The sequence below is a fragment of the Streptomyces nigra genome, assembly GCF_003074055.1.
Lineage (GTDB): Bacteria > Actinomycetota > Actinomycetes > Streptomycetales > Streptomycetaceae > Streptomyces > Streptomyces nigra.
In genome coordinates this window covers 5619566-5638552 of sequence record NZ_CP029043.1, presented here as the reverse complement: position 1 = coordinate 5638552, position 18987 = coordinate 5619566, and the positions used below count along the sequence as shown (strand labels likewise).

General features: G+C 71.2%; 18 protein-coding genes. 7 read left to right on the top strand and 11 right to left on the bottom strand.

The features are described 5' to 3' along the window. Positions 1-67: 67 nt before the first annotated feature. The 6 genes from hflX to miaA form a co-directional block, all read right to left on the bottom strand. Positions 68-1561: a GTPase HflX gene (gene hflX, locus DC008_RS26160; RefSeq protein ID WP_108709037.1), complete on the bottom strand. Its 1494-nt coding sequence runs from the start codon at positions 1559-1561 to the stop codon at positions 68-70. Between the two features lie 188 nt (positions 1562-1749). Beyond that, complete coding sequence (locus DC008_RS26155) at positions 1750-3333, bottom strand: M1 family metallopeptidase (RefSeq protein ID WP_108709036.1); 1584 nt, start codon at positions 3331-3333, stop codon at positions 1750-1752. A gap of 123 nt (positions 3334-3456) precedes the next feature. Beyond that, positions 3457-5640: a RelA/SpoT family protein gene (locus DC008_RS26150; RefSeq protein WP_108710860.1), complete on the bottom strand. Its 2184-nt coding sequence runs from the start codon at positions 5638-5640 to the stop codon at positions 3457-3459. 297 nt (positions 5641-5937) lie between these two features. Beyond that, positions 5938-6807: a diaminopimelate epimerase gene (dapF, locus tag DC008_RS26145; protein ID WP_108709035.1), complete on the bottom strand. Its 870-nt coding sequence runs from the start codon at positions 6805-6807 to the stop codon at positions 5938-5940. 67 nt (positions 6808-6874) lie between these two features. Further along, a complete protein-coding gene (locus tag DC008_RS26140; protein ID WP_108709034.1) occupies positions 6875-7378 on the bottom strand; it encodes a hypothetical protein in 504 nt (167 codons plus the stop codon). Between the two features lie 108 nt (positions 7379-7486). Then, positions 7487-8425: a tRNA (adenosine(37)-N6)-dimethylallyltransferase MiaA gene (gene miaA, locus DC008_RS26135; protein ID WP_108709033.1), complete on the bottom strand. Its 939-nt coding sequence runs from the start codon at positions 8423-8425 to the stop codon at positions 7487-7489. Positions 8426-8606: 181 nt separating this feature from the next. Here miaA and DC008_RS26130 point away from each other — a divergent pair, with 181 nt between their 5' ends. Together DC008_RS26130 and DC008_RS26125 are read left to right on the top strand one after the other, a co-directional pair. Continuing rightward, positions 8607-8912 (top strand): hypothetical protein, encoded by a 306-nt coding sequence (locus tag DC008_RS26130; RefSeq protein ID WP_108709032.1) that lies wholly within the window; start codon positions 8607-8609, stop codon positions 8910-8912. A 25-nt stretch (positions 8913-8937) separates the two neighbouring features. Next, positions 8938-9267 (top strand): antitoxin, encoded by a 330-nt coding sequence (locus DC008_RS26125; RefSeq protein ID WP_108709031.1) that lies wholly within the window; start codon positions 8938-8940, stop codon positions 9265-9267. A gap of 79 nt (positions 9268-9346) precedes the next feature. On the opposite strand, the gene DC008_RS26120 is transcribed toward DC008_RS26125, so the two are convergent. The 3 genes from DC008_RS26120 to DC008_RS26110 are packed head-to-tail and all read right to left on the bottom strand — an operon-like array spanning position 9347 to position 12079. Further along, the gene (locus tag DC008_RS26120) at positions 9347-10063 is read right to left on the bottom strand and encodes a class III extradiol dioxygenase subunit B-like domain-containing protein (protein WP_108710859.1); all 717 of its coding nucleotides are present in this window, start codon (positions 10061-10063) and stop codon (positions 9347-9349) included. A gap of 55 nt (positions 10064-10118) precedes the next feature. Next, on the bottom strand, positions 10119-11633 hold the full coding sequence (gene miaB / locus DC008_RS26115) for a tRNA (N6-isopentenyl adenosine(37)-C2)-methylthiotransferase MiaB (RefSeq protein ID WP_108709030.1): 1515 nt from the start codon (positions 11631-11633) through the stop codon (positions 10119-10121). 41 nt (positions 11634-11674) lie between these two features. Further along, positions 11675-12079 carry a pyrophosphohydrolase domain-containing protein gene (locus tag DC008_RS26110; RefSeq protein WP_108709029.1) on the bottom strand — a complete coding sequence of 135 codons (405 nt, stop codon included), beginning with the start codon at positions 12077-12079 and terminating at the stop codon, positions 11675-11677. A gap of 95 nt (positions 12080-12174) precedes the next feature. Here DC008_RS26110 and DC008_RS26105 point away from each other — a divergent pair, with 95 nt between their 5' ends. After that, positions 12175-13170 carry a TAXI family TRAP transporter solute-binding subunit gene (locus DC008_RS26105; protein WP_108709028.1) on the top strand — a complete coding sequence of 332 codons (996 nt, stop codon included), beginning with the start codon at positions 12175-12177 and terminating at the stop codon, positions 13168-13170. A gap of 17 nt (positions 13171-13187) precedes the next feature. On the opposite strand, the gene DC008_RS26100 is transcribed toward DC008_RS26105, so the two are convergent. Beyond that, positions 13188-14579 (bottom strand): sensor histidine kinase, encoded by a 1392-nt coding sequence (locus DC008_RS26100; RefSeq protein WP_108709027.1) that lies wholly within the window; start codon positions 14577-14579, stop codon positions 13188-13190. Between the two features lie 3 nt (positions 14580-14582). After that, the gene (locus DC008_RS26095) at positions 14583-15269 is read right to left on the bottom strand and encodes a response regulator transcription factor (protein ID WP_055622140.1); all 687 of its coding nucleotides are present in this window, start codon (positions 15267-15269) and stop codon (positions 14583-14585) included. A 283-nt stretch (positions 15270-15552) separates the two neighbouring features. Between DC008_RS26095 and DC008_RS26090 the strand changes: the two genes are divergently transcribed. The 4 genes from DC008_RS26090 to DC008_RS26075 all read left to right on the top strand — a co-directional run bounded on the left by DC008_RS26090 (position 15553) and on the right by DC008_RS26075 (position 18936). Further along, the gene (locus DC008_RS26090; protein WP_055622141.1) at positions 15553-16329 is read left to right on the top strand and encodes an amino acid ABC transporter ATP-binding protein; all 777 of its coding nucleotides are present in this window, start codon (positions 15553-15555) and stop codon (positions 16327-16329) included. An 88-nt stretch (positions 16330-16417) separates the two neighbouring features. Next, entirely contained in the window at positions 16418-17260 is an 843-nt protein-coding gene (locus tag DC008_RS26085; protein WP_108709026.1) for a glutamate ABC transporter substrate-binding protein, read from the top strand. A gap of 96 nt (positions 17261-17356) precedes the next feature. After that, positions 17357-18031: an amino acid ABC transporter permease gene (locus DC008_RS26080; protein WP_108709025.1), complete on the top strand. Its 675-nt coding sequence runs from the start codon at positions 17357-17359 to the stop codon at positions 18029-18031. Continuing rightward, positions 18028-18936: an amino acid ABC transporter permease gene (locus DC008_RS26075; protein ID WP_108709024.1), complete on the top strand. Its 909-nt coding sequence runs from the start codon at positions 18028-18030 to the stop codon at positions 18934-18936. Before DC008_RS26080 ends, DC008_RS26075 begins: the two co-directional genes overlap by 4 nt. Positions 18937-18987: the final 51 nt, after the last annotated feature.

Sequence of the window (18987 nt, the reverse complement as noted above, 5' to 3'; positions counted from 1 at the left end):
GCGGAAGGCCCGCTCCCCCGAGGGGGAGCGGGCCTTCCGCATTGACGGTGTCCCTCGCCGGGACGGCTCAGCCGGCCGGCGTGGGCACGTACGGCGCGAGATCCGCCGCCAGCTCCTCGTGCACGCGGACCTTGAGCAGGGTGCCCTCCGGGGTGTGCTCCTCGGAGATCACCTCGCCCTCGGTGTGGGCGCGGGCGACGAGCTTGCCGTGGGTGTACGGCACGAGCGCCTCGACCTCGACGGACGGGCGGGGCAGCTCGTTGTCGATCAGGGCGAGCAGCTCGGTGATGCCCTGGCCGGTGCGGGCCGAGACCGCGATGGAGCGCTTCTCGATCCGCAGCAGCCGCTGGAGCGTCAGCGGGTCGGCTGCGTCCGCCTTGTTGATCACGACGATCTCCGGTACGCCGGTGGCGCCGACGTCCCTGATCACCTCGCGCACGGCGGCCAGCTGCTCCTCCGGGTCGGGGTGCGAACCGTCCACCACGTGCAGGATCAGGTCGGAGTCACCGACCTCCTCCATCGTGGAGCGGAACGCCTCGACCAGGTGGTGCGGCAGGTGCCGGACGAAGCCGACCGTGTCGGCCAGCGTGTACAGCCGTCCGCTCGGCGTCTCGGCCCGGCGCACGGTCGGGTCCAGGGTCGCGAACAGGGCGTTCTCGACCAGGACGCCCGCGCCGGTGAGGCGGTTGAGCAGAGAGGACTTGCCGGCATTGGTGTAGCCGGCGATGGCGACCGACGGCACCTTGTTGCGCCGGCGGGACTGGCGCTGGATGTCGCGGCCCGTCTTCATCTCCGCGATCTCCCGGCGCATCTTCGCCATCTTCTCGCGGATCCGGCGACGGTCCGTCTCGATCTTGGTCTCACCGGGACCACGGGTGGCGAGACCGCCGCCCTTGCCGCCGCCCATCTGACGGGACAGCGACTGACCCCAGCCGCGCAGCCTCGGCAGCATGTACTGCATCTGCGCGAGCGCGACCTGCGCCTTGCCCTCCCGGGACTTGGCGTGCTGGGCGAAGATGTCGAGGATCAGGGCCGTACGGTCGATGACCTTGACCTTGACGACGTCTTCGAGGGCGATGAGCTGACCCGGGCTGAGCTCACCGTCACAGATGACGGTGTCCGCGCCGGACTCCACGACGATGTCGCGCAGCTCCAGAGCCTTGCCGGAACCGATGAAGGTGGCCGCGTCGGGCTTGTCACGGCGCTGGATCACGCCGTCGAGCACCAGGGCACCGGCGGTCTCCGCGAGGGCGGCGAGCTCGGCGAGGGAGTTCTCCGCGTCCCGCACGGTCCCCGAGGTCCAGACGCCCACGAGGACGACCCGCTCCAGACGGAGCTGTCGGTACTCGACCTCGGTGACGTCCTCGAGCTCGGTGGAGAGACCTGCCACACGGCGCAGGGCCGCGCGGTCGGAGCGGTCGAACTGGTCGCCGTCCCGGTCTCCGTCGATCTCGTGGCTCCAGGCGACGTCCTCTTCCATCAGGGCATCGGCCCGAAGACCGTCGGGGTAGGTGTGCGCGAGGCGCTTCGACTCCTGGGAAAAGGAAGAAGAGGAGGTCATTGGGTCCTTACGTCGTTGGGGATTCCGTGGTGCGGCGACGGGGCAGCGGCCCGGACGCCACGCTCAGTGGTGCGTCGCAGAGCTGTTCCGTCAATGGTCACAACGCACGGGTACCCCGGGAGATTCCCGTGGCCCGTGCCGCGCCGACCGGACGATGGTCGCACGGCACGGGCCGTCTCGTCACCGGCTTATCGCCCGGCCGGTTTCCCGGCCTTCGCGTGACCGCCCGGCTTCCGGGTGGCGGGCTTGCCCTTGGTCGCCGCCTTCGCGGGGTCGGCGGCCTTCCAGTCGGGCCGGCCGGGCATCGGCGGGGTCTTCTTCCCGTACAGCCAGGCGTGCAGGAAGCCCTCCAGATGCCGTCCGGAGACGTCCTCGGCGAGGGCGACGAAGTCCGCCGTGGAGGCCGAGCCGTCCCGGTTGCGGCTCACCCAGGCGCGCTCCAGACGGTCGAACGCCGTGGCGCCGATCTCCTCCCGGAGGGCGAACAGGACGAGGGCCGCGCCGTCGTACACGTTGGGCCGGAAGATGCTGGTCTTCTTCCCCGGCTGGGGCGCCTTCGGGGCCGCGGGCGGCCCGCCGGCCGCGCGCCAGCGGTCGGAGGCGGCGTAGGCGGCCTTCATCCGCGCCTCCATCGGCCGGTCCGCCTTCTCGGCCGCGTACAGGGCCTCGTACCAGGTGGCGTGGCCCTCGCTGAGCCACAGGTCGGACCAGCTGCGCGGGCTGACGCTGTCGCCGAACCACTGGTGCGCCAGCTCGTGCACCATGATCGACTCGACGTACCACTTGGGGAACGCGGGCTGGGTGAACAGATCCCGCTCGAAGAGGGACAGCGTCTGCGTCTCCAGTTCGAAACCGGTCGTGGCGTGCGCCATGAGCAGGCCGTACGTCTCGAACGGGTAGCGCCCGACCTTGCCCTCCATCCAGGCGATCTGGCCGGGCGTCTTCTTCAGCCAGGGTTCGAGCAGCTTCACGTCCTTCGCGGGCACGACGTCCCGGACGGGCAGGCCGTGCGGGCCGGTGCGGTGCAGGACCTTGGAGCGGCCGATGGAGACCTGCGCGAGCTCGGTGGCCATGGGGTGCCGGGTGCGGTACGTCCAGGTGGTCGACTTCGCGGAGCGCTCCACGTCGGTGCGCAGACCGTTGGCCACGGCGGTGTAGCCGGTCGGCGCGGTGACCCGGATGGTGAAGATCGCCTTGTCGGAGGGATGGTCGTTGCACGGGAAGACGACGTGCGCGGCGTCGGCCTGGTTGGCCATGGCGAGGCCGTCGGCGGTGCGCACCCAGCCGCCCTCGCGCTTGCTCCCGTACACGGGGTCGCTGGTGTGCCGCACGGTGATGCGCGTCCAGCTGCCCTCGGACAGCTCCTCGGCCGGGGTGACGACGAGGTCCTCGCCCGCCTTCGAGAAGGTGGCGGGTTCGCCGTCGACCACGACCGAGTCGACCTTGCCGTGCGCGAAGTCGAGGTTGAGGCGCTTCAGGTCGGCGGTCGTCCGGGCGTCGATGGTGGTGACGGCTTTGAGGGGCTTGTCGTTGGCGCCGGAGTAGGTGAAGGAGAGGTCGTACGAGGCCACGTCGTAGCCGGGGTTCCCCAGGTGGGGGTAGAGCCGGTCGCCGACGCCGAGGGGGGTGGCTGGGGCGCTCGCGGCGAGCAGGCAGAGGGAGACGACGGGGGTGAGCAGGGCGGGCACCTTCAGGCGCCTGCGGGGTGCGGATCGGGGGCGAGGAGCGCCAGGGGCCGGTCGCTGAGCCTCGCTGCGGGAGGTGAGCAGCATGGACCACGGCTATCAGCGCACGGCGACGGGACGTGGACGGCGCGCGACCGCCCCACCCGAACGGGTGGCCCACCGTCTCTTCACCGTCCGGTCAGGCGCGCTGTCTCGTCAGGCACCGTCCGGTCAGGCGCGCTGTGCCGGGGCGTGGGCACGGCTGACGTCGTACACGCCCGCGACGTTGCGCATGGCGCGCATCAGGCCGGGGAGCCGGCCGGCGTCGGGGAGCTCGACGGTGTAGGTGTGGCGCACGCGCTGCTGGGTCGGGGGTTCCACGGTCGCCGAGACGATCTCGGCGCCCTCCTGCGCCATCGCTTCCGTGAGGTCCGCCAGCAGATGCGGCCGGACGAACGATTCGGCGACGAGGGTGACCCGGCACTCCGTGGCGTCCCCCCAGCGCACGCCGACCTCCGCGCGCCCGGCGCCGCGCATACGCGCCACGGCGGTGCACCCTGCGCGGTGGACGGTGACCGCTCCCCCGCGTACGGCGAAGCCGGTGATCTCGTCGGGCGGTACGGGCGTACAGCAGCGGGCGAGGCGTACGGCGGCGCCGGGCCGGTCGGCCAGGACACCGGAGGCGGGACGGCCGCCCGTGCCCTCGGCGCCGGGGCGGAACGCCGGTTGCTCCTTGGCGCCGGGGGCGTTCTCGGCGGGCTGTCGGAACGGCGCGCCGTCCTCGCTCTGGTCGGCTCCGGTCTCGCCCGGCGCGGGATGGGAGGCGATCCAGCGCTGGATGGCGATACGGGCGCCGGGGGTGTGCGCGTGCTCCAGCCACTCCCGGGAGGGCTCGGAGGCCGGGTCCTGCCCCATGAGGAGCTGCACGCTGTCACCGTCGCGCAGCACGGTGCTGAGGGTGGCCAGCCGGCCGTTGACCCGTGCGCCGATGCACGCGTGCGCGTCCTCGCCGTACTGGGCGTAGGCGGCGTCCACGCAGGTGGCGCCCTCGGGCAGGCCGAGGGTGCCGCCGTCGGGCCGGAAGACGGTGATCTCGCGGTCCTGAGCGAGGTCCTCGCGCAGGGTCGACCAGAAGGTGTCGGGGTCGGGCGCGGCCTCCTGCCAGTCCAGGAGGCGGGAGAGCCAGCCGGGGCGGGTGGGGTCGGCGCGCTCGCCGTCGCCGTCGGCGGCCTGCTCGTCGGCGGGTCCGGCGTAGGGGTTGCCGAGCGCGACCACTCCGGCCTCGGCGACCTTGTGCATCTGGTGGGTGCGGATGAGGACCTCGGCGACCTGGCCGTCCTCGCGGGCCACGGCGGTGTGCAGCGACTGGTACAGGTTGAACTTGGGGACGGCGATGAAGTCCTTGAACTCCGAGACGACCGGCGTCATACAGGTGTGCAGTTCGCCGAGGACGCCGTAGCAGTCCGCGTCCTCGTTCACCAGCACCAGCAGCCGTCCGAAGTCGGCGCCGCGCAGCCGGCCGCGTTTTCGGGAGACGCGGTGCACGGACACGAAGTGCCGGGGCCGGATGAGGACTTCGGCCTGGATGCCGGCCTCGCGCAGGACCGTGCGCATCTCGTCGGCCATCTCGGTGAGCGGGTCGTCGGCGCGGGCGGCGTTCTCCGCGATCAGCCCGCGGGTGTGCTCGTACTCCTCGCGGTGCAGGATCGCGAAGACCAGGTCCTCCAGCTCGGTCTTCAGCGCCTGGACGCCGAGCCGCTCGGCCAGCGGGATGAGGACGTCGCGGGTGACCTTGGCGATGCGGGCCTGCTTCTCGGGGCGCATCACGCCGAGGGTGCGCATGTTGTGCAGCCGGTCGGCGAGTTTGATCGACATGACGCGCACGTCATTGCCGGTGGCGACGAGCATCTTGCGGAAGGTCTCGGGCTCGGCGGCGGCGCCGTAGTCGACCTTCTCCAGCTTGGTGACCCCGTCGACGAGGAAACGGACCTCCTCGCCGAACTGCTCCCCGACCTGATCGAGCGTCACGTCGGTGTCCTCGACGGTGTCGTGGAGGAGGGAGGCCGTCAACGTCGTGGTCTCGGCGCCGAGTTCGGCGAGGATGAGGGTCACGGCGAGCGGGTGGGTGATGTACGGCTCACCGCTCTTGCGCATCTGGCCGCGGTGCGAGGACTCCGCCAGCACATAGGCCCGGCGCAAGGGTTCGAGGTCGGCGTCGGGGTGGTGGGCCCGGTGCGCGTCGACGACATGGCTGATGGCGTCGGGGAGCCGGCCGCGTGCGGTGGGGCCGAGGAGCGCGGCCCGTCCGAGGCGGCGCAGATCGATGCGGGCGCGGGACTTCCTGCGGGGCACGGCAGGCGTCACGGCGCCTGATACCGGGCCGGGCGTCGCGGAATTCGTGGCCTCCGCACTCATGGGCACCTCCGGCTGCGTGGACCGGCGGACGGGGTTCCCCATGACGGACTCGGCACAGGGGATGGCGACTTCTCCCCGTCCGGGCCGGTGCTTGATGCTACCGAGCCCACCACGCGCTTCCGACCGCCTCCCGCCGAGCGTGAAACGGATCACCCATTCGAGCGAGGCTTCGCGGGTTTACGGTTTGCGCCATCCGGACGGGCCCGGTCCACGCCGTCGAACGCGCCGGGGCCGTGCGGGCCCCGAAACGCCGGGCCCGGAGGCCGTCCGGCCCACACGCGGGATCGACGGAGGGCCTCAGCGGACGAATGATTCCAGCCATTCCGCATCCAGCTCGCCCTCGGCCACGATCACGGCGGGGCCCGTCATCTCGATCTCGCCGTCCGGCCGCTCGGTGATGACCAGGGTGCCGCCGGGGACGTCCACGGTGTACGTGGCCGGGGCGCCGGTGACGGTGGGGTCGGCGCCGTCCCGGCGGGCGGTGGCGACGGCGACCGCGCAGGCGCCGGTGCCGCAGGAGCGGGTCTCGCCGGAGCCCCGCTCGTGGACGCGCATCGCGACGTGCCGGGGGCCGCGGTCCACGACGAACTCGACGTTGACGCCGTCCGGGTAGGCGGAGGCCGGGCTGAACGGCGGCGCCTCGTTCAGCGACCCGGCGTCCGCGAGGTCGTCGACGAAGGCCACGGCGTGCGGGTTGCCCATGTTGACGTTGTGGGCGGGCCAGCTGTGGTCGCCGACGCTGACGGTGACGTCTCCCTCGGGGAGGCGGGCCCGGCCCATGCCGACGGTGACGCCGCCGTCCTTGTCGATGTGCACGGTCTTCACGCCGCCGCGGGTGGCCACCGCGAGATCGCCCTCGCCGGTGTGCCCGGCGCGCTGGAGGTAGCGCGCGAAGACCCGTACGCCGTTGCCGCACATCTCCGCGATCGAGCCGTCGGCGTTGCGATAGTCCATGAACCACTCGGCCTCGGCCGCCAGGTGCCGGGCCTCGGGGTGCGCCTCCGACCGCACGACGTGCAGCAGGCCGTCGCCGCCGATGCCCGCGCGGCGGTCGCACAGGGCGGCGACGGCGGCCGGGGGCAGCTCGATGACGTTCTCCGGGTCGGGGACGATCACGAAGTCGTTCTCGGTGCCGTGACCCTTGAGGAAGGCGATCCGCGTGCTCATCCCTCGATCGTACGGTGCGGGTCGGACACCCTGTGCGGAGAGGAGGGGGGAGCCCCCGGGGCCCGGCTCAGCGCAGGCGCGCCACGCGCCACACGGCCAGCGCGACGATCGCCGCGACCAGCAGGCAGTACGCCCCGACCACGCGCCAGTCCGGCCGGCGGCCGGAGCCGCGCGGCGGCAGACCGGGCCAGGTGTAGCCCACGCGGCGGGCGGCCATCATGCCCCAGCCGGCCGCGCACAGGCAGATCAGCAGCCCCAGCATGGCGATCACTGCGCCGCTGTCGCCGAAGTCGAAGGCGAGCGGGAAGGCGAACATCAGGGAGCCGACCGCGCCCAGGCCCACGATGGGCGCGAGCTGCCACAGGCGCAGACGGCGCTGCGGGCGGAGCTCGACCTCGACCTCGGGACCGCCGGTGTACATCTCCTCCGGCGTGGGACCGTCGTCGGTCACGCCGCCGTCGGCGTCGTCGGGTCCGTCCGGGCTCAGACGCTCGCCGTCGGGTTCCCGGTCACCGGTGTCGGTGGTCAGGTTCTCCGTGCCTTGTGCGGTGTCGCGAGGGCCGGCCTCCATCGCCACGCGCCCTCCCAACTCGGACTCCACTTGGTCGATCGAAGCTCGATGATGGCACGGTGGCGCAGGCCCGGATGACGACCGGAGCGTCCCGATGCCATCACGTGATCAGGCTGTAACCGGTCGTTCGACCAACGCCAGGGCGAGATGCGGAAGTTCCGTGAGATCTGCCGCAGCCCCACTCAACCAGTGCACCCGCGGGTCGCGCCTGAACCATGAATCCTGACGGCGCGCGAAGCGTTTGGTGGCACGGACGGTCTCGGCGCGGGCCTCGTCGAGGGTGCACTCCCCCGCGAGCGCCGCGAGCACCTGCTGGTAGCCGAGCGCGCGCGACGCCGTACGCCCCTCTCGCAACCCCTTCGCCTCCAGTGAGCGCACCTCGTCCACGAGCCCGGCGTCCCACATCCGGTCGACGCGGCGCGCGATGCGCTCGTCGAGCTCGGGGCGGCCCACGTCGACGCCGATCTGGACGGTGTCGTACACGGAGTCATGACCGGGGAGGTTGGCGGTGAAGGGCTGTCCGGTGATCTCGATGACCTCCAGGGCGCGGACGATCCGGCGGCCGTTGCCGGGCAGGATCGCCTGCGCGGCGGCGGGGTCGGCGGCCGCCAGACGTGCGTGCAGCGCCCCGGAGCCGCGCAGCGCCAGCTCCTCCTCCAGCCGGGCCCGGACCTCGGGGTCGGTGCCGGGGAACTCGAGGTTGTCGACGGCGCCCCGGACGTACAGCCCCGAGCCGCCGACGAGGACGGGCCAGCGTCCCTCGGCGAGCAGGGCGTCGATCCGCGCGCGGGCGAGGCGCTGGTACTCGGCGACGGAGGCGGTGACCGTGACGTCCCAGATGTCCAGCAGGTGGTGCGGGACCCCCTGGCGCTCCTGCGGCGTCAGCTTGGCGGTGCCGATGTCCATCCCGCGGTAGAGCTGCATGGAGTCGGCGTTGACGACTTCGCCGCCGAGTCGCTGCGCCAGGAAGACGCCCAGATCGGACTTTCCGGCCGCGGTGGGTCCGACGACGGCGATGACGCGCGGGGAGGGGGGTGCACTGCTCACCGCCCCAGTCTCGCAAACCTCAGGGGGTGGTCTCGAACGAGTTACGTGACGGGCCGTGCGCGGATTCGTTGCCTGTTGCGAGGATTCGGCGCCCTTTCGGAGGGCGCGGCGACCCGGGGGCGCAAACGGACGCACCGGACGACGCGGGATTTCGCCCGCACGAGTACCGTATGGAGTGGATATGGGCGTTTTCGCACGGATTTTTGGCAGGTCGAAGGCGTCGGAGGAGGCGTCCCCCGCTGAGGCCGAGGCCTCCACGGTGACCGCCGATTCCGAGGCCGTGGCGGCGGAGGCGGCGGATGCTGCGGAGCCGACGGCTTCGTCCGGAGCGGAGGCGGAGGAGACGGCCCCCGCGGCAGCGGCCGCTGAGACCGACGGGACGGATGGGACCGACGGGACCGGTACCGACGAGGGTGTCGAGATCCCCAAGCAGCAGTCCGCCGACGAGGCCGCCGACAGTGAGGCCGGTGAGGGCGCCCGCAGGTGACTGCCCCGCGCGGGAAGGGTGAAGCATGGGTCTGATGGACAATCTGAAGGCGAAGATCGGTCCGGCCAAGGACAAGGTCTCCGACTTCGCTCAGCGGCACGAGGACAAGGTGCACCACGGCCTCGACAAGGCCGCCAAGGTCGTCGACGAGCGGACCAAGGGCAAGTACAGCGACAAGATCCATTCAGGCACCGGCAAGGCGCACGGGGCCATGGAGCGGATCACCCACAAGGGCGACGGCCCTTCCGCGGGCGGCCCCTCCGCAGGTGGCCCTTCCACGGGTGGCCCTTCAGCGAGTGGCCCCTCCACGGGTGGTGGCACACCACCGCCGGACACACCGCCGCCGACCACCTGACCGGCGCATACGGCGGACGGCCGCGCAGCCCCCGGAGACATCCCGGGGCCGCGCGGCCGTCCGCCGTCTCCGTGGGACGTCAGGACCAGGTGGCGACCAGGTATCCGACCCCGTACGGCGCGTCCTCGTACAGCAGGGCACCCGCGAGGTCCGCATCCTCGGCGGCTCCCGCCAGGACCTGCCACGGGGCCCGGCCCGCCGCCTGCAGCTCGCGGGCCAGGTCGATGTCGAGCGCCTTGAGGGCGGGCACGTCCGCCGAGCCCAGCGCACGGGCGACGGACGCGTCGAAGGGCGCGGCCCGCTCGTCCAGATAGCCGGGCGCCTTGAGTGTGCGGCAGGCGCTGGCGTCGCCCATCACCAGCAGGGCCACCCGGCCGGCCCGGGCGGCGATCTCCCTCCCCGTCCGGACACACCGCTCGGCGCTCGTCGGTTCCGCCACGGCGAGTCCCTCTATCGGGGCGTCCGCCCAGCCGGTGCGCTCCAGCAGCCAGGCGGCGACGGCGAGGGACGGCGGCAGCACGTCCTTCGACGGCGCGTCCGCGGTCGCCGTACCCAGGCGTACGCCGACGTCCGCACCGAAGCCCCGGAAGGAGCCGGGTGTGCCCTGCGCGTAGGCCCCGGACCCGCTCTCGTCGGCGGGTCCGACGACCAGCAGCAGGTCGGGCCGGGCGGCGGCGAGCACCCCGAGCGCGTCGGCGCACGCGTCACGCGCGGCGTCCAGCTCGGGGGCGGCGCCCGCCGCGACCTCGGGCACGAGAAGCGGCGGGCACGGGCAGACTGCGGCGGCGACAAGCATGATCGGCAGCCTACTGCGGCGCCCCACGGCCGCTGGGGACGGCTCCCGGGCGCCGTCAGTCGATCGCGCAGCCCCCGGTGACCACCGGCAGCGGCTCGGGCACGCCCACCTTGGGCAGGCCCAGCAGCACACCGGCCGGCTCGGCCTGCTCGGCGGCGTTGCGCTTCTCCCAGGCGTCGCCCGCGCGCGTGCGGCGTACGTCGAGGACGGGGCCCTCGGCGAGGAGGTGGTGCGGGGCGGCGTAGGTGATCTCGACGGTCACGACGTCACCGGGGCGGACCTCCTGGTCCGGCTTGGTGAAGTGGACCAGGCGGTTGTCGGGGGCACGGCCGGAGAGACGGTGCGTGGCGTCGTCCTTGCGGCCCTCGCCCTCGGCGACCATCAGCTCCAGGGTGCGGCCGACCTGCTTCTTGTTCTCCTCCCAGGAGATCTCCTCCTGGAGGGCGACGAGACGCTCGTAGCGCTCCTGGACGACCTTCTTGGGGATCTGGCCGTCCATGGTCGCGGCGGGGGTGCCGGGGCGCTTGGAGTACTGGAACGTGAACGCCTGCGCGAAGCGGGCCTGGCGGACGACGTGCAGCGTCTGCTCGAAGTCCTCCTCGGTCTCGCCGGGGAAGCCCACGATGATGTCGGTGGTGATCGCGGCGTGCGGGATCGCGGCGCGGACCTTCTCGATGATCCCGAGGTAGCGGTCCTGGCGGTAGGAGCGGCGCATCGCCTTCAGGACGGTGTCCGAGCCGGACTGGAGCGGCATGTGCAGCTGCGGCATCACGTTCGGCGTCTCGGCCATGGCGGCGATCACGTCGTCGGTGAAGTCGCGCGGGTGCGGCGAGGTGAAGCGGACGCGCTCCAGGCCGTCGATCTTCCCGCAGGCCCGCAGCAGCTTGCTGAACGCCTCACGGTCGCCGATGTCCGAGCCGTACGCGTTGACGTTCTGCCCGAGCAGGGTGATCTCGCTGACGCCCTCGGCGACCAGCGCCTCGACCTCGGCGAGGATGTCGCCGGGGCGGCGGTCCTTCTCCTTGCCGCGGAGGGCCGGGACGATGCAGAAGGTGCAGGTGTTGTTGCAGCCGACGGAGATCGAGACCCAGGCCGCGTAGGCGCTCTCGCGCCGGGTGGGCAGCGTGGAGGGGAACTCCTCCAGCGACTCGGCGATCTCGACCTGCGCCTCCTCCCGCACGCGCGCGCGTTCCAGCAGGACGGGCAGCTTGCCGATGTTGTGCGTGCCGAAGACCACGTCGACCCAGGGGGCCCGCTTGACGATGGTGTCCCGGTCCTTCTGGGCGAGGCAGCCGCCGACGGCGATCTGCATGCCGGGCCGGCTCGCCTTCTTCGGGGCGAGGTGGCCGAGGTTGCCGTACAGCTTGTTGTCGGCGTTCTCACGGACCGCGCAGGTGTTGAAGACGACGACGTCGGCGTCGCCGTCGGAGCCCTCGGGGGCGCGCACGTACCCGGCGTCCTCCAGCAGACCGGACAATCGCTCGGAATCATGGACGTTCATCTGGCACCCGTAGGTGCGCACCTCATACGTCCTGACGTCCACGGCCTGGCTCCGGTCACTGCTGCTCATGGGACAAGGGTATGCGGTCCTACCGACACCTCATTCACCCGTTAGGAGGGGCCCGGCGCCCAGCCCTGGCGGCGCAGGACGGCGCCCACGTCCGGTGCCTCGTAGTGGTCGCCCTTGAGGACCTTGCCGTCGGCCCTGCGCGCGACCCGGCCGTCCGGGCCGAGCTTGGTCATGTTGGAGCGGTGGATCTCGGCCAGGACGGCGTCCAGGTCGATGCCGTGGACGAGGGCCGTGCCGTAGGCGACGTACACGACGTCCGCCAGCTCGTGCGCGAGCCGGTCCAGCGGGCCGGTCACGGCGACCTCGGCGACCTCCGCCGCCTCCTCGGCGAGCAGCTCTCCCCGGTGGGCGGCGAGCTCCGGCGCCACCTCCGTCGGGGTGGTGCGGGCGTCGAGCCCGAAGGCCAGGTGGAACTCACGGACCAGGTCGGCGGGAGAGGAACTCATGCGGCCGACTCTAGCGAGCGGGCCGGGCCCGGTCCGGGCTCCGGCTGTGACCTCGGCCCTGGTCAGGGCGTGCCCCGGCTGGCAGGATCGCGGCCATGTCCACCGCACTCTCCCGCATCAGCCGACGCCGGGCCCTCCAGGGCGGGGCCGCCGGCCTGGTGACCCTCGGGCTGCTGCTGTGGTGGGTGCTGCCGCTGGGCGAGGACCCGCCGAGCGGGACGATCACCTTCAGCACGGGCACGCGCGCGGGGGTGTACCAGGAGTACGGCGAGCTGCTGCGCGAGGAGCTGGCCAAGGACATGCCCCAGCTGAAGGTGCGGCTGCTGACGAGCGACGGTTCGCAGGAGAACGTCCAGCGGGTCGCGACCGGCCGGGCCGACTTCACGATCGCCGCCGCCGACGCGGTGGACACCTTCAAGGTCGGCGGCAAGCCGGTCGCCGGCCGGCTGCGCGGGGTGGCCCGCCTCTACGACGACTACGTGCAGCTCGTGGTGCCGCCGGACTCGGACATCCGGTCCGTCGCCGACCTCAAGGGCAAGCGGGTGGCCATAGGGCTGCCGGACTCCGGGGTGCGGCTGATCGCCACCCGGGTGCTGGAGGCGGCGGGCATCGACCCGGTCAAGGACATCACGCCCCGCTCGGACGGCATCGACACCGGGCCCGCACGGCTCGGCAAGGAGCTCGACGCGTTCTTCTGGTCGAGCGGGGTGCCGACGGACGGCCTGGAGAAGATCGCGGAGACGTCGTCCTTCCGCTTCGTGCCGATCGACGCCGGTCTCGTCGCCAAGGTGCACGCCCAGGGCGACGCGGCCCACTTCTACCGCGCGACGAACATGCCGGAGTCGGCGTACCCCACCGTCCAGAACGGCAGCACGGTGCCGACCATCGCCGTCTCCAACCTGCTGATCACCCGCAAGGACATGGACCCGCGGCTCACCGAGTGGCTGACCCGGACGGTCATCAAGAGCCGGGACGGCATCGGAGCCCATGTGCACTCGGCGCAGCTCGTGGATCTGCGTACGGCGATCTACACGGATCCCCTGGGCCTGCACGAGGGCGCCCGGCGGTACTACCGGTCGGTGAAGCCCTAGCGCGACGCCGACCCGCTCTACACGGTCGGGCCGGTCCTCGGCAGCGTCACCGTCACCCGCAGGCCGTGCGGCTCGTGATGGGCGTACGCGATGGTGCCGCCGCCCGCCGCGAGCAGGGCCCGCGAGATCGACAGGCCGAGACCGGAGCCCTTCACGTTCTGGTGGCGTCCGCTGCGCCAGAAGCGGTCGCCGATCCGGGCCAGCTCCTCGTCGGTGAGACCGGGGCCTCGGTCGGCCACCTCGATCGTCGACGTGTCGCCGTCGGCCGCGACGGTCACCTCGACGCTCTCGTCGGGCGGGGTGAACTTGACCGCGTTGTCGATGACGGCGTCCAGCGCGCTGGACAGGGCCACCGGGTCGGCCCAGCCCGTGGTGGCCGGGCAGGTCCCCCGCAGACGTACGCCCTTCGCCTCGGCGGTCGGCGCCCAGGCCGCGACCCGCTCGGCGGTCAGCGCGCCGATGTCGGTCAGCCGGACGTCGGCCTCGGTGTGCTCGGCGAGCGCCAGGTCGAGCAGGTCGTCCAGCACCTGCGCCAGCCGCCGCCCTTCGGCCTGGACGGAGGCGATCTCCTCGTTGCCCTCGGGCAGCTCGAAGGCGAGCAGCTCGATCCGCAGCAGCAGGGCGGCGAGCGGGTTGCGCAGCTGGTGGGAGGCGTCGGCGACGAAGGCGCGCTGCTGCTCCAGGACGTCCTCGACGTTGTCGGCCATCTCGTTGAACGACCGGGCGAGCCGACGCAGCTCGGGCGGTCCGCTGGCCACCGCGACCCGGGATTTCAGCCGTCCGCTGGCGATCTCGTGGGTGGTGACGTCCAGGACCCGGACCGGTCGGAGCACCCAGCCGGTGAGCCGGAGCGCGGCGCCGACGGCGACCAGCATGGCGGCGGTCAGACCGGCGCCGATGATCAGCCAGCCGTGCAGGATCCGGGACCGCATCGGCCCGGTGGGCGAGTCGGTGACGACGACGGCGACGACGTCGCCGTCCCGGATCACCGGTGAGGCGATGACGAGCCGGCCGCGCTGCCAGGGCCACACCTGCTGCGGGTCGTGGCTGCGCCGGCTGAGCAGGGACTCCTCGAAGGCGTCGCGCACCTCGCCGGAGCCGGGCAGGAACCAGGTGCTCGGCCCGCTGGCCAGCGGGGTGTCGTTGGGCAGGAAGACCCCGGCGCGGATGCCGTAGACCTCGTGGTAGTTCTCCAGCTCGCGGCTGAGGACGCGCAGGACGTCCCGGGAGCCGGTGGCGGCGTCGGTGGCGGGGCGGGCGATGGCCGCGAAGTACGCCGTGTCGTCGATCCTGTCGACGACGACCTTCTGCTGCTGGGCGGCGGCCAGACTCACCGCGAGGGGCACGCCGAGCGCGAGCAGCACGGCCGCCATCAGCACGATGAGCAGCGGGAGCAGCCGAGTGCGCACCCGCTACGCCGCCGGGGCCACGAGCCGGTACCCGACCCCGCGCACGGTCTCGATCAGCGCCGGCATCCGCAGCTTGGCCCGCAGCGACGCCACATGCACCTCGAGGGTGCGCCCGGTCCCCTCCCAGCTCGTCCGCCACACCTCGCTGATGATCTGCTCCCGGCGGAAGACCACGCCGGGGCGCTGCGCGAGCAGGGCGAGGAGATCGAACTCCTTGCGGGTGAGCTGGACGACCGAGCCGTCCACGCTGACCTGGCGGGTGGGCAGCTCTATGTGCACGGCGCCGAGGCGCAGCACACCCTCGCCGCCCGTCGCCGCGTCCTCCGGCACGCTGCGCCGGCTGACCGCGTGGATCCGGGCGAGCAGCTCCCCGGTGTCGTAGGGCTTCACGACGTAGTCGTCGGCGCCGAGGTTCAGCCCGTGGATGCGGGAGCGGACGTCGGAACGCGCGGTCACCATGATCACCGGGGTGCTGGTGCGCTTGCGTATCTTGCCGCAGACCTCGTAGCCGTCCTGGTCGGGCAGGCCGAGGTCGAGGAGGACCACCCCGAAGCCGTTGCCCTCGGGGACGAGCGCCTGAAGGGCCTCCTCGCCGCTGCGCGCGTGGGTGACGTCGAAACCGTGCCGGGCCAGGACCGCGGACAGCGCGGCGGCGACGTGGTTGTCGTCCTCGACGAGAAGCAGTCTCATCCGTGCCTCCTTCGATTCACCGGGCGTACGGTTACGACAGATACGGATCGGGGGACCCGCGCGTGCACATGGCAGTCACGCTGATGGACGAGGACGGCGTCAAGAGGGTTCCGGTTGCTCGCTGTTTCCGTTATGCAGCCGGTACTCGCCGGTTCGCCGGTACTACGACACGTGTCCGATCGCTATCGGATCGTGATGCTCAGATTCACCTCAGAACTAATGACGCAGGTCGGGAACCGTCACTACTGTCCTCCGAAACCGAGGAGGACGGAGCCTGAGAGCGATGACCGAAGTATCGGTGGCCAAGGACGACGTTGCCGCGTCCGGCGACCTTGTGGTCCTGAAAGATGTGAACAAGCACTTCGGCGCGTTGCACGTGCTCCAGGACATCGATCTGACGATCGCCCGCGGCGAGGTCGTCGTCGTCATCGGGCCCTCCGGGTCCGGCAAGTCCACCCTGTGCCGCACCATCAACCGCCTCGAGACGATCGACTCCGGGTCGATCACCATCGACGGCAAGCCGCTGCCCCAGGAAGGCAAGGAGCTGGCCCGGCTGCGAGCCGACGTCGGCATGGTCTTCCAGAGCTTCAACCTCTTCGCGCACAAGACCGTGCTCGAGAACGTGATGCTGGGGCAGATCAAGGTCCGCAAGGCGGACAAGAAGAAGGCCGAGGAGAAGGCCCGGCAGTTGCTGGACCGCGTGGGCGTGGGGACCCAGGCGGACAAGTACCCGGCACAGCTCTCCGGCGGTCAGCAGCAGCGTGTCGCCATCGCCCGGGCCCTGGCCATGGACCCGAAGGTCATGCTCTTCGACGAGCCCACATCGGCGCTCGACCCGGAGATGATCAACGAGGTCCTCGAGGTCATGCAGCAGCTGGCCCGTGACGGCATGACCATGATCGTGGTCACCCACGAGATGGGCTTCGCGCGCTCGGCCGCCAACCGGGTGGTCTTCATGGCCGACGGCAAGATCGTCGAGGAGGCCGTGCCCGACCAGTTCTTCAGCGCCCCGCGCAGCGACCGCGCCAAGGACTTCCTGTCCAAGATCCTGCACCACTGACGGACTGCGCCTCGCAGCCGACGCCCTGCGTCACCCGCCGGCCCGTCTTCAGGGCACGTGTCTCTTCATCACACAAAGGATGTTCACCATGAAGCTCCGCAAGGTCACCGCCGCGGCCGCCACGGCACTCGTCCTCACCCTCACCGCCACCGCGTGCGGCGGCGACGGGGACAGCGAGGGCGGGTCGGGTTCCGGTGGGGGCGACAAGATCAAGATCGGCATCAAGTACGACCAGCCTGGTCTGGGGCTGAAGGAGCCGGGCGGTTCCTTCTCCGGCTTCGACGTGGACGTGGCGACGTACGTCGCCAAGGAGCTCGGCTACGAGCCCAACCAGATCGAGTTCGTCGAGACGAAGAGCGCCGACCGCGAGAACGCGCTCGCCCGTGGCGACGTGAAGCTCATCGCGGCCACCTACTCGATCACCGACGAGCGCAAGGAGAAGGTCGACTTCGCCGGCCCGTACCTGCTGGCCCACCAGGACCTGCTCGTCAAGGCGGACTCGGACATCAGCGAGGCCACCGACCTCAACGGCAAGAACCTGTGCTCGGTGACCGGCTCCACCTCGGCCCAGAACGTCAGGAACGACTTCGCCCCCAAGGCCAACCTCAAGGAGACCGGCGGCTACTCCGAGTGCCTCGCCGGCCTCCAGAGCGGCTCCGTGGACGCTCTCACCACGGACGACTCGATCCTCGCCGGCTACGCCGCGCAGGCGCAGTACAAGGGCAAGTTCAAGCTCGCCGGCCTCAAGCTGAGCAACGAGAACTACGGCATCGGTGTGAAGAAGGGTGACACCGAGACCGTGAACAAGGTCAACGCCGCCCTGGAGAAGATGGTCAAGGACGGCGCCTGGGAGAAGGCCGTCAAGGACAACTTCGGTCCGGCCAACTACAAGTACGAGCCCGCGCCGAAGATCGGCAACATCGTCAAGTAGCGCACGGGTCCACCGGCGCGCCGCCGTCCACCGCGATCAGGGCGGCGGCGCGCCGCGCTATCCACACACGCCACCCACCCGGAAGCGCGGGAGATCGTGTTCGATTTTCTTTCTGATTACAACGACCCGACCCTGTTGGGTGCCTTCTGGATGACGGTGAAGCTCACGTTCTTCTCCGCCATCGGCTCGATGATCCTGGGTACTGTCCTGGCCGCCATGCGAGTCAGCCCTGTCCCGCTCATGCGCGGGTTCGGCACGGCCTACGTGAACATCGTCCGGAACATCCCCCTGACGGTCATCATCATCTTCACCTCGCTCGGACTCGCCGACATCTTCGGCGTGACGATGGGCGCCTCCGACTTCGGCGTCCGGGGCTTCCGTCTGGCGATCCTCGGATTCGTCGCGTACACCGCGGCCTTCGTCTGCGAGGCGATCCGTTCCGGCATCAACACCGTGCCGATGGGACAGGCCGAGGCGGCTCGCGCCATCGGGCTGACGTTCACTCAGACGCTCCGGCTCATCATCCTGCCGCAGGCCCTCCGCTCGGTCATCGGCCCACTGGCCAACGTGCTGATCGCCCTGACGAAGAACACCACGGTGGCGGCCGCGATCGGCGTGGCCGAGGCCGCGTACCTGATGAAGACGATGATCGAGAACGAGGCCGAGACGGTGCTCATCGGCGCGGTCTTCGCCTTCGGTTTCGTGGTACTGACCCTGCCCACCGGCCTGTTCCTCGGCTGGCTGAGCAAGCGACTGGCGGTGAAGCGATGAGCTCCGTTCTCTACGACGCTCCGGGCCCCCGCGCCAAGCGGCGCAATGTGATCGTCTCGGTGATCTTCTTCGTCCTGCTGGCGCTGCTCGTGTGGTTCGTGTGGCGCACGATGGACGAGAAGGGCCAGCTGGAGTGGGCCCTGTGGAAGCCGTTCACCGAGTCGCCGGCGTGGACGACCTATCTGCTGCCGGGCCTCGCCGACACACTGACGGCCGCCGCGCTGGCCATGGTGATCGCCCTTCCGCTGGGCGCGTTCTTCGGTATCGCGCGCCTCTCCGACCACCGGTGGGTGCGGCTTCCGGCCGCTTGGGTGGTCGAGTTCTTCCGGGCCATCCCGGTCCTGCTGCTCATGCTGTTCGCCAACGAGTTCTACAACCGCTGGACCGACGTCAGCAGTGAGCAGCGACCGCTGTACGCGGTCGTCACCGGTCTCGTGCTCTACAACGCGTCCGTCCTCGCCGAGGTCGTACGGGCCGGCATCCTCTCCCTGCCCAAGGGGCAGTCGGAGGCCGCCATGGCGATCGGCCTGCGCAAGAGCCAGACGATGCGGACCATCCTGCTGCCGCAGGCCGTCACGGCCATGCTGCCGGCCATCGTCAGCCAGCTCGTGGTCATCGTGAAGGACACCGCGCTGGGCGGCGTGATGATCGGGTTCACCGAACTGCTCAACGCGCGGGCGACGCTGGCGGCGTTCTACGCCAACGTCATCCCCAGTTTCGTCGTCGTGGCGGTCATCTACATCGTCCTCAACTTCATCCTCACCAGCTTCGCCAGTTGGCTGGAGAAGCGGCTGCGGCGCAGCAAGCGGGGTACGGGTGCGGTGCTGAGCGCCGAGGACATGGAGGAGCTGAACCCGGCGGCCACGGGTGGCACCTTCGGGACCGGCGCCGGAGGGTCCATCTGACCTCTGGTCAGATTGCAGGCGCGCGCGGAGGGCAGTGGCTTGATGGCCACT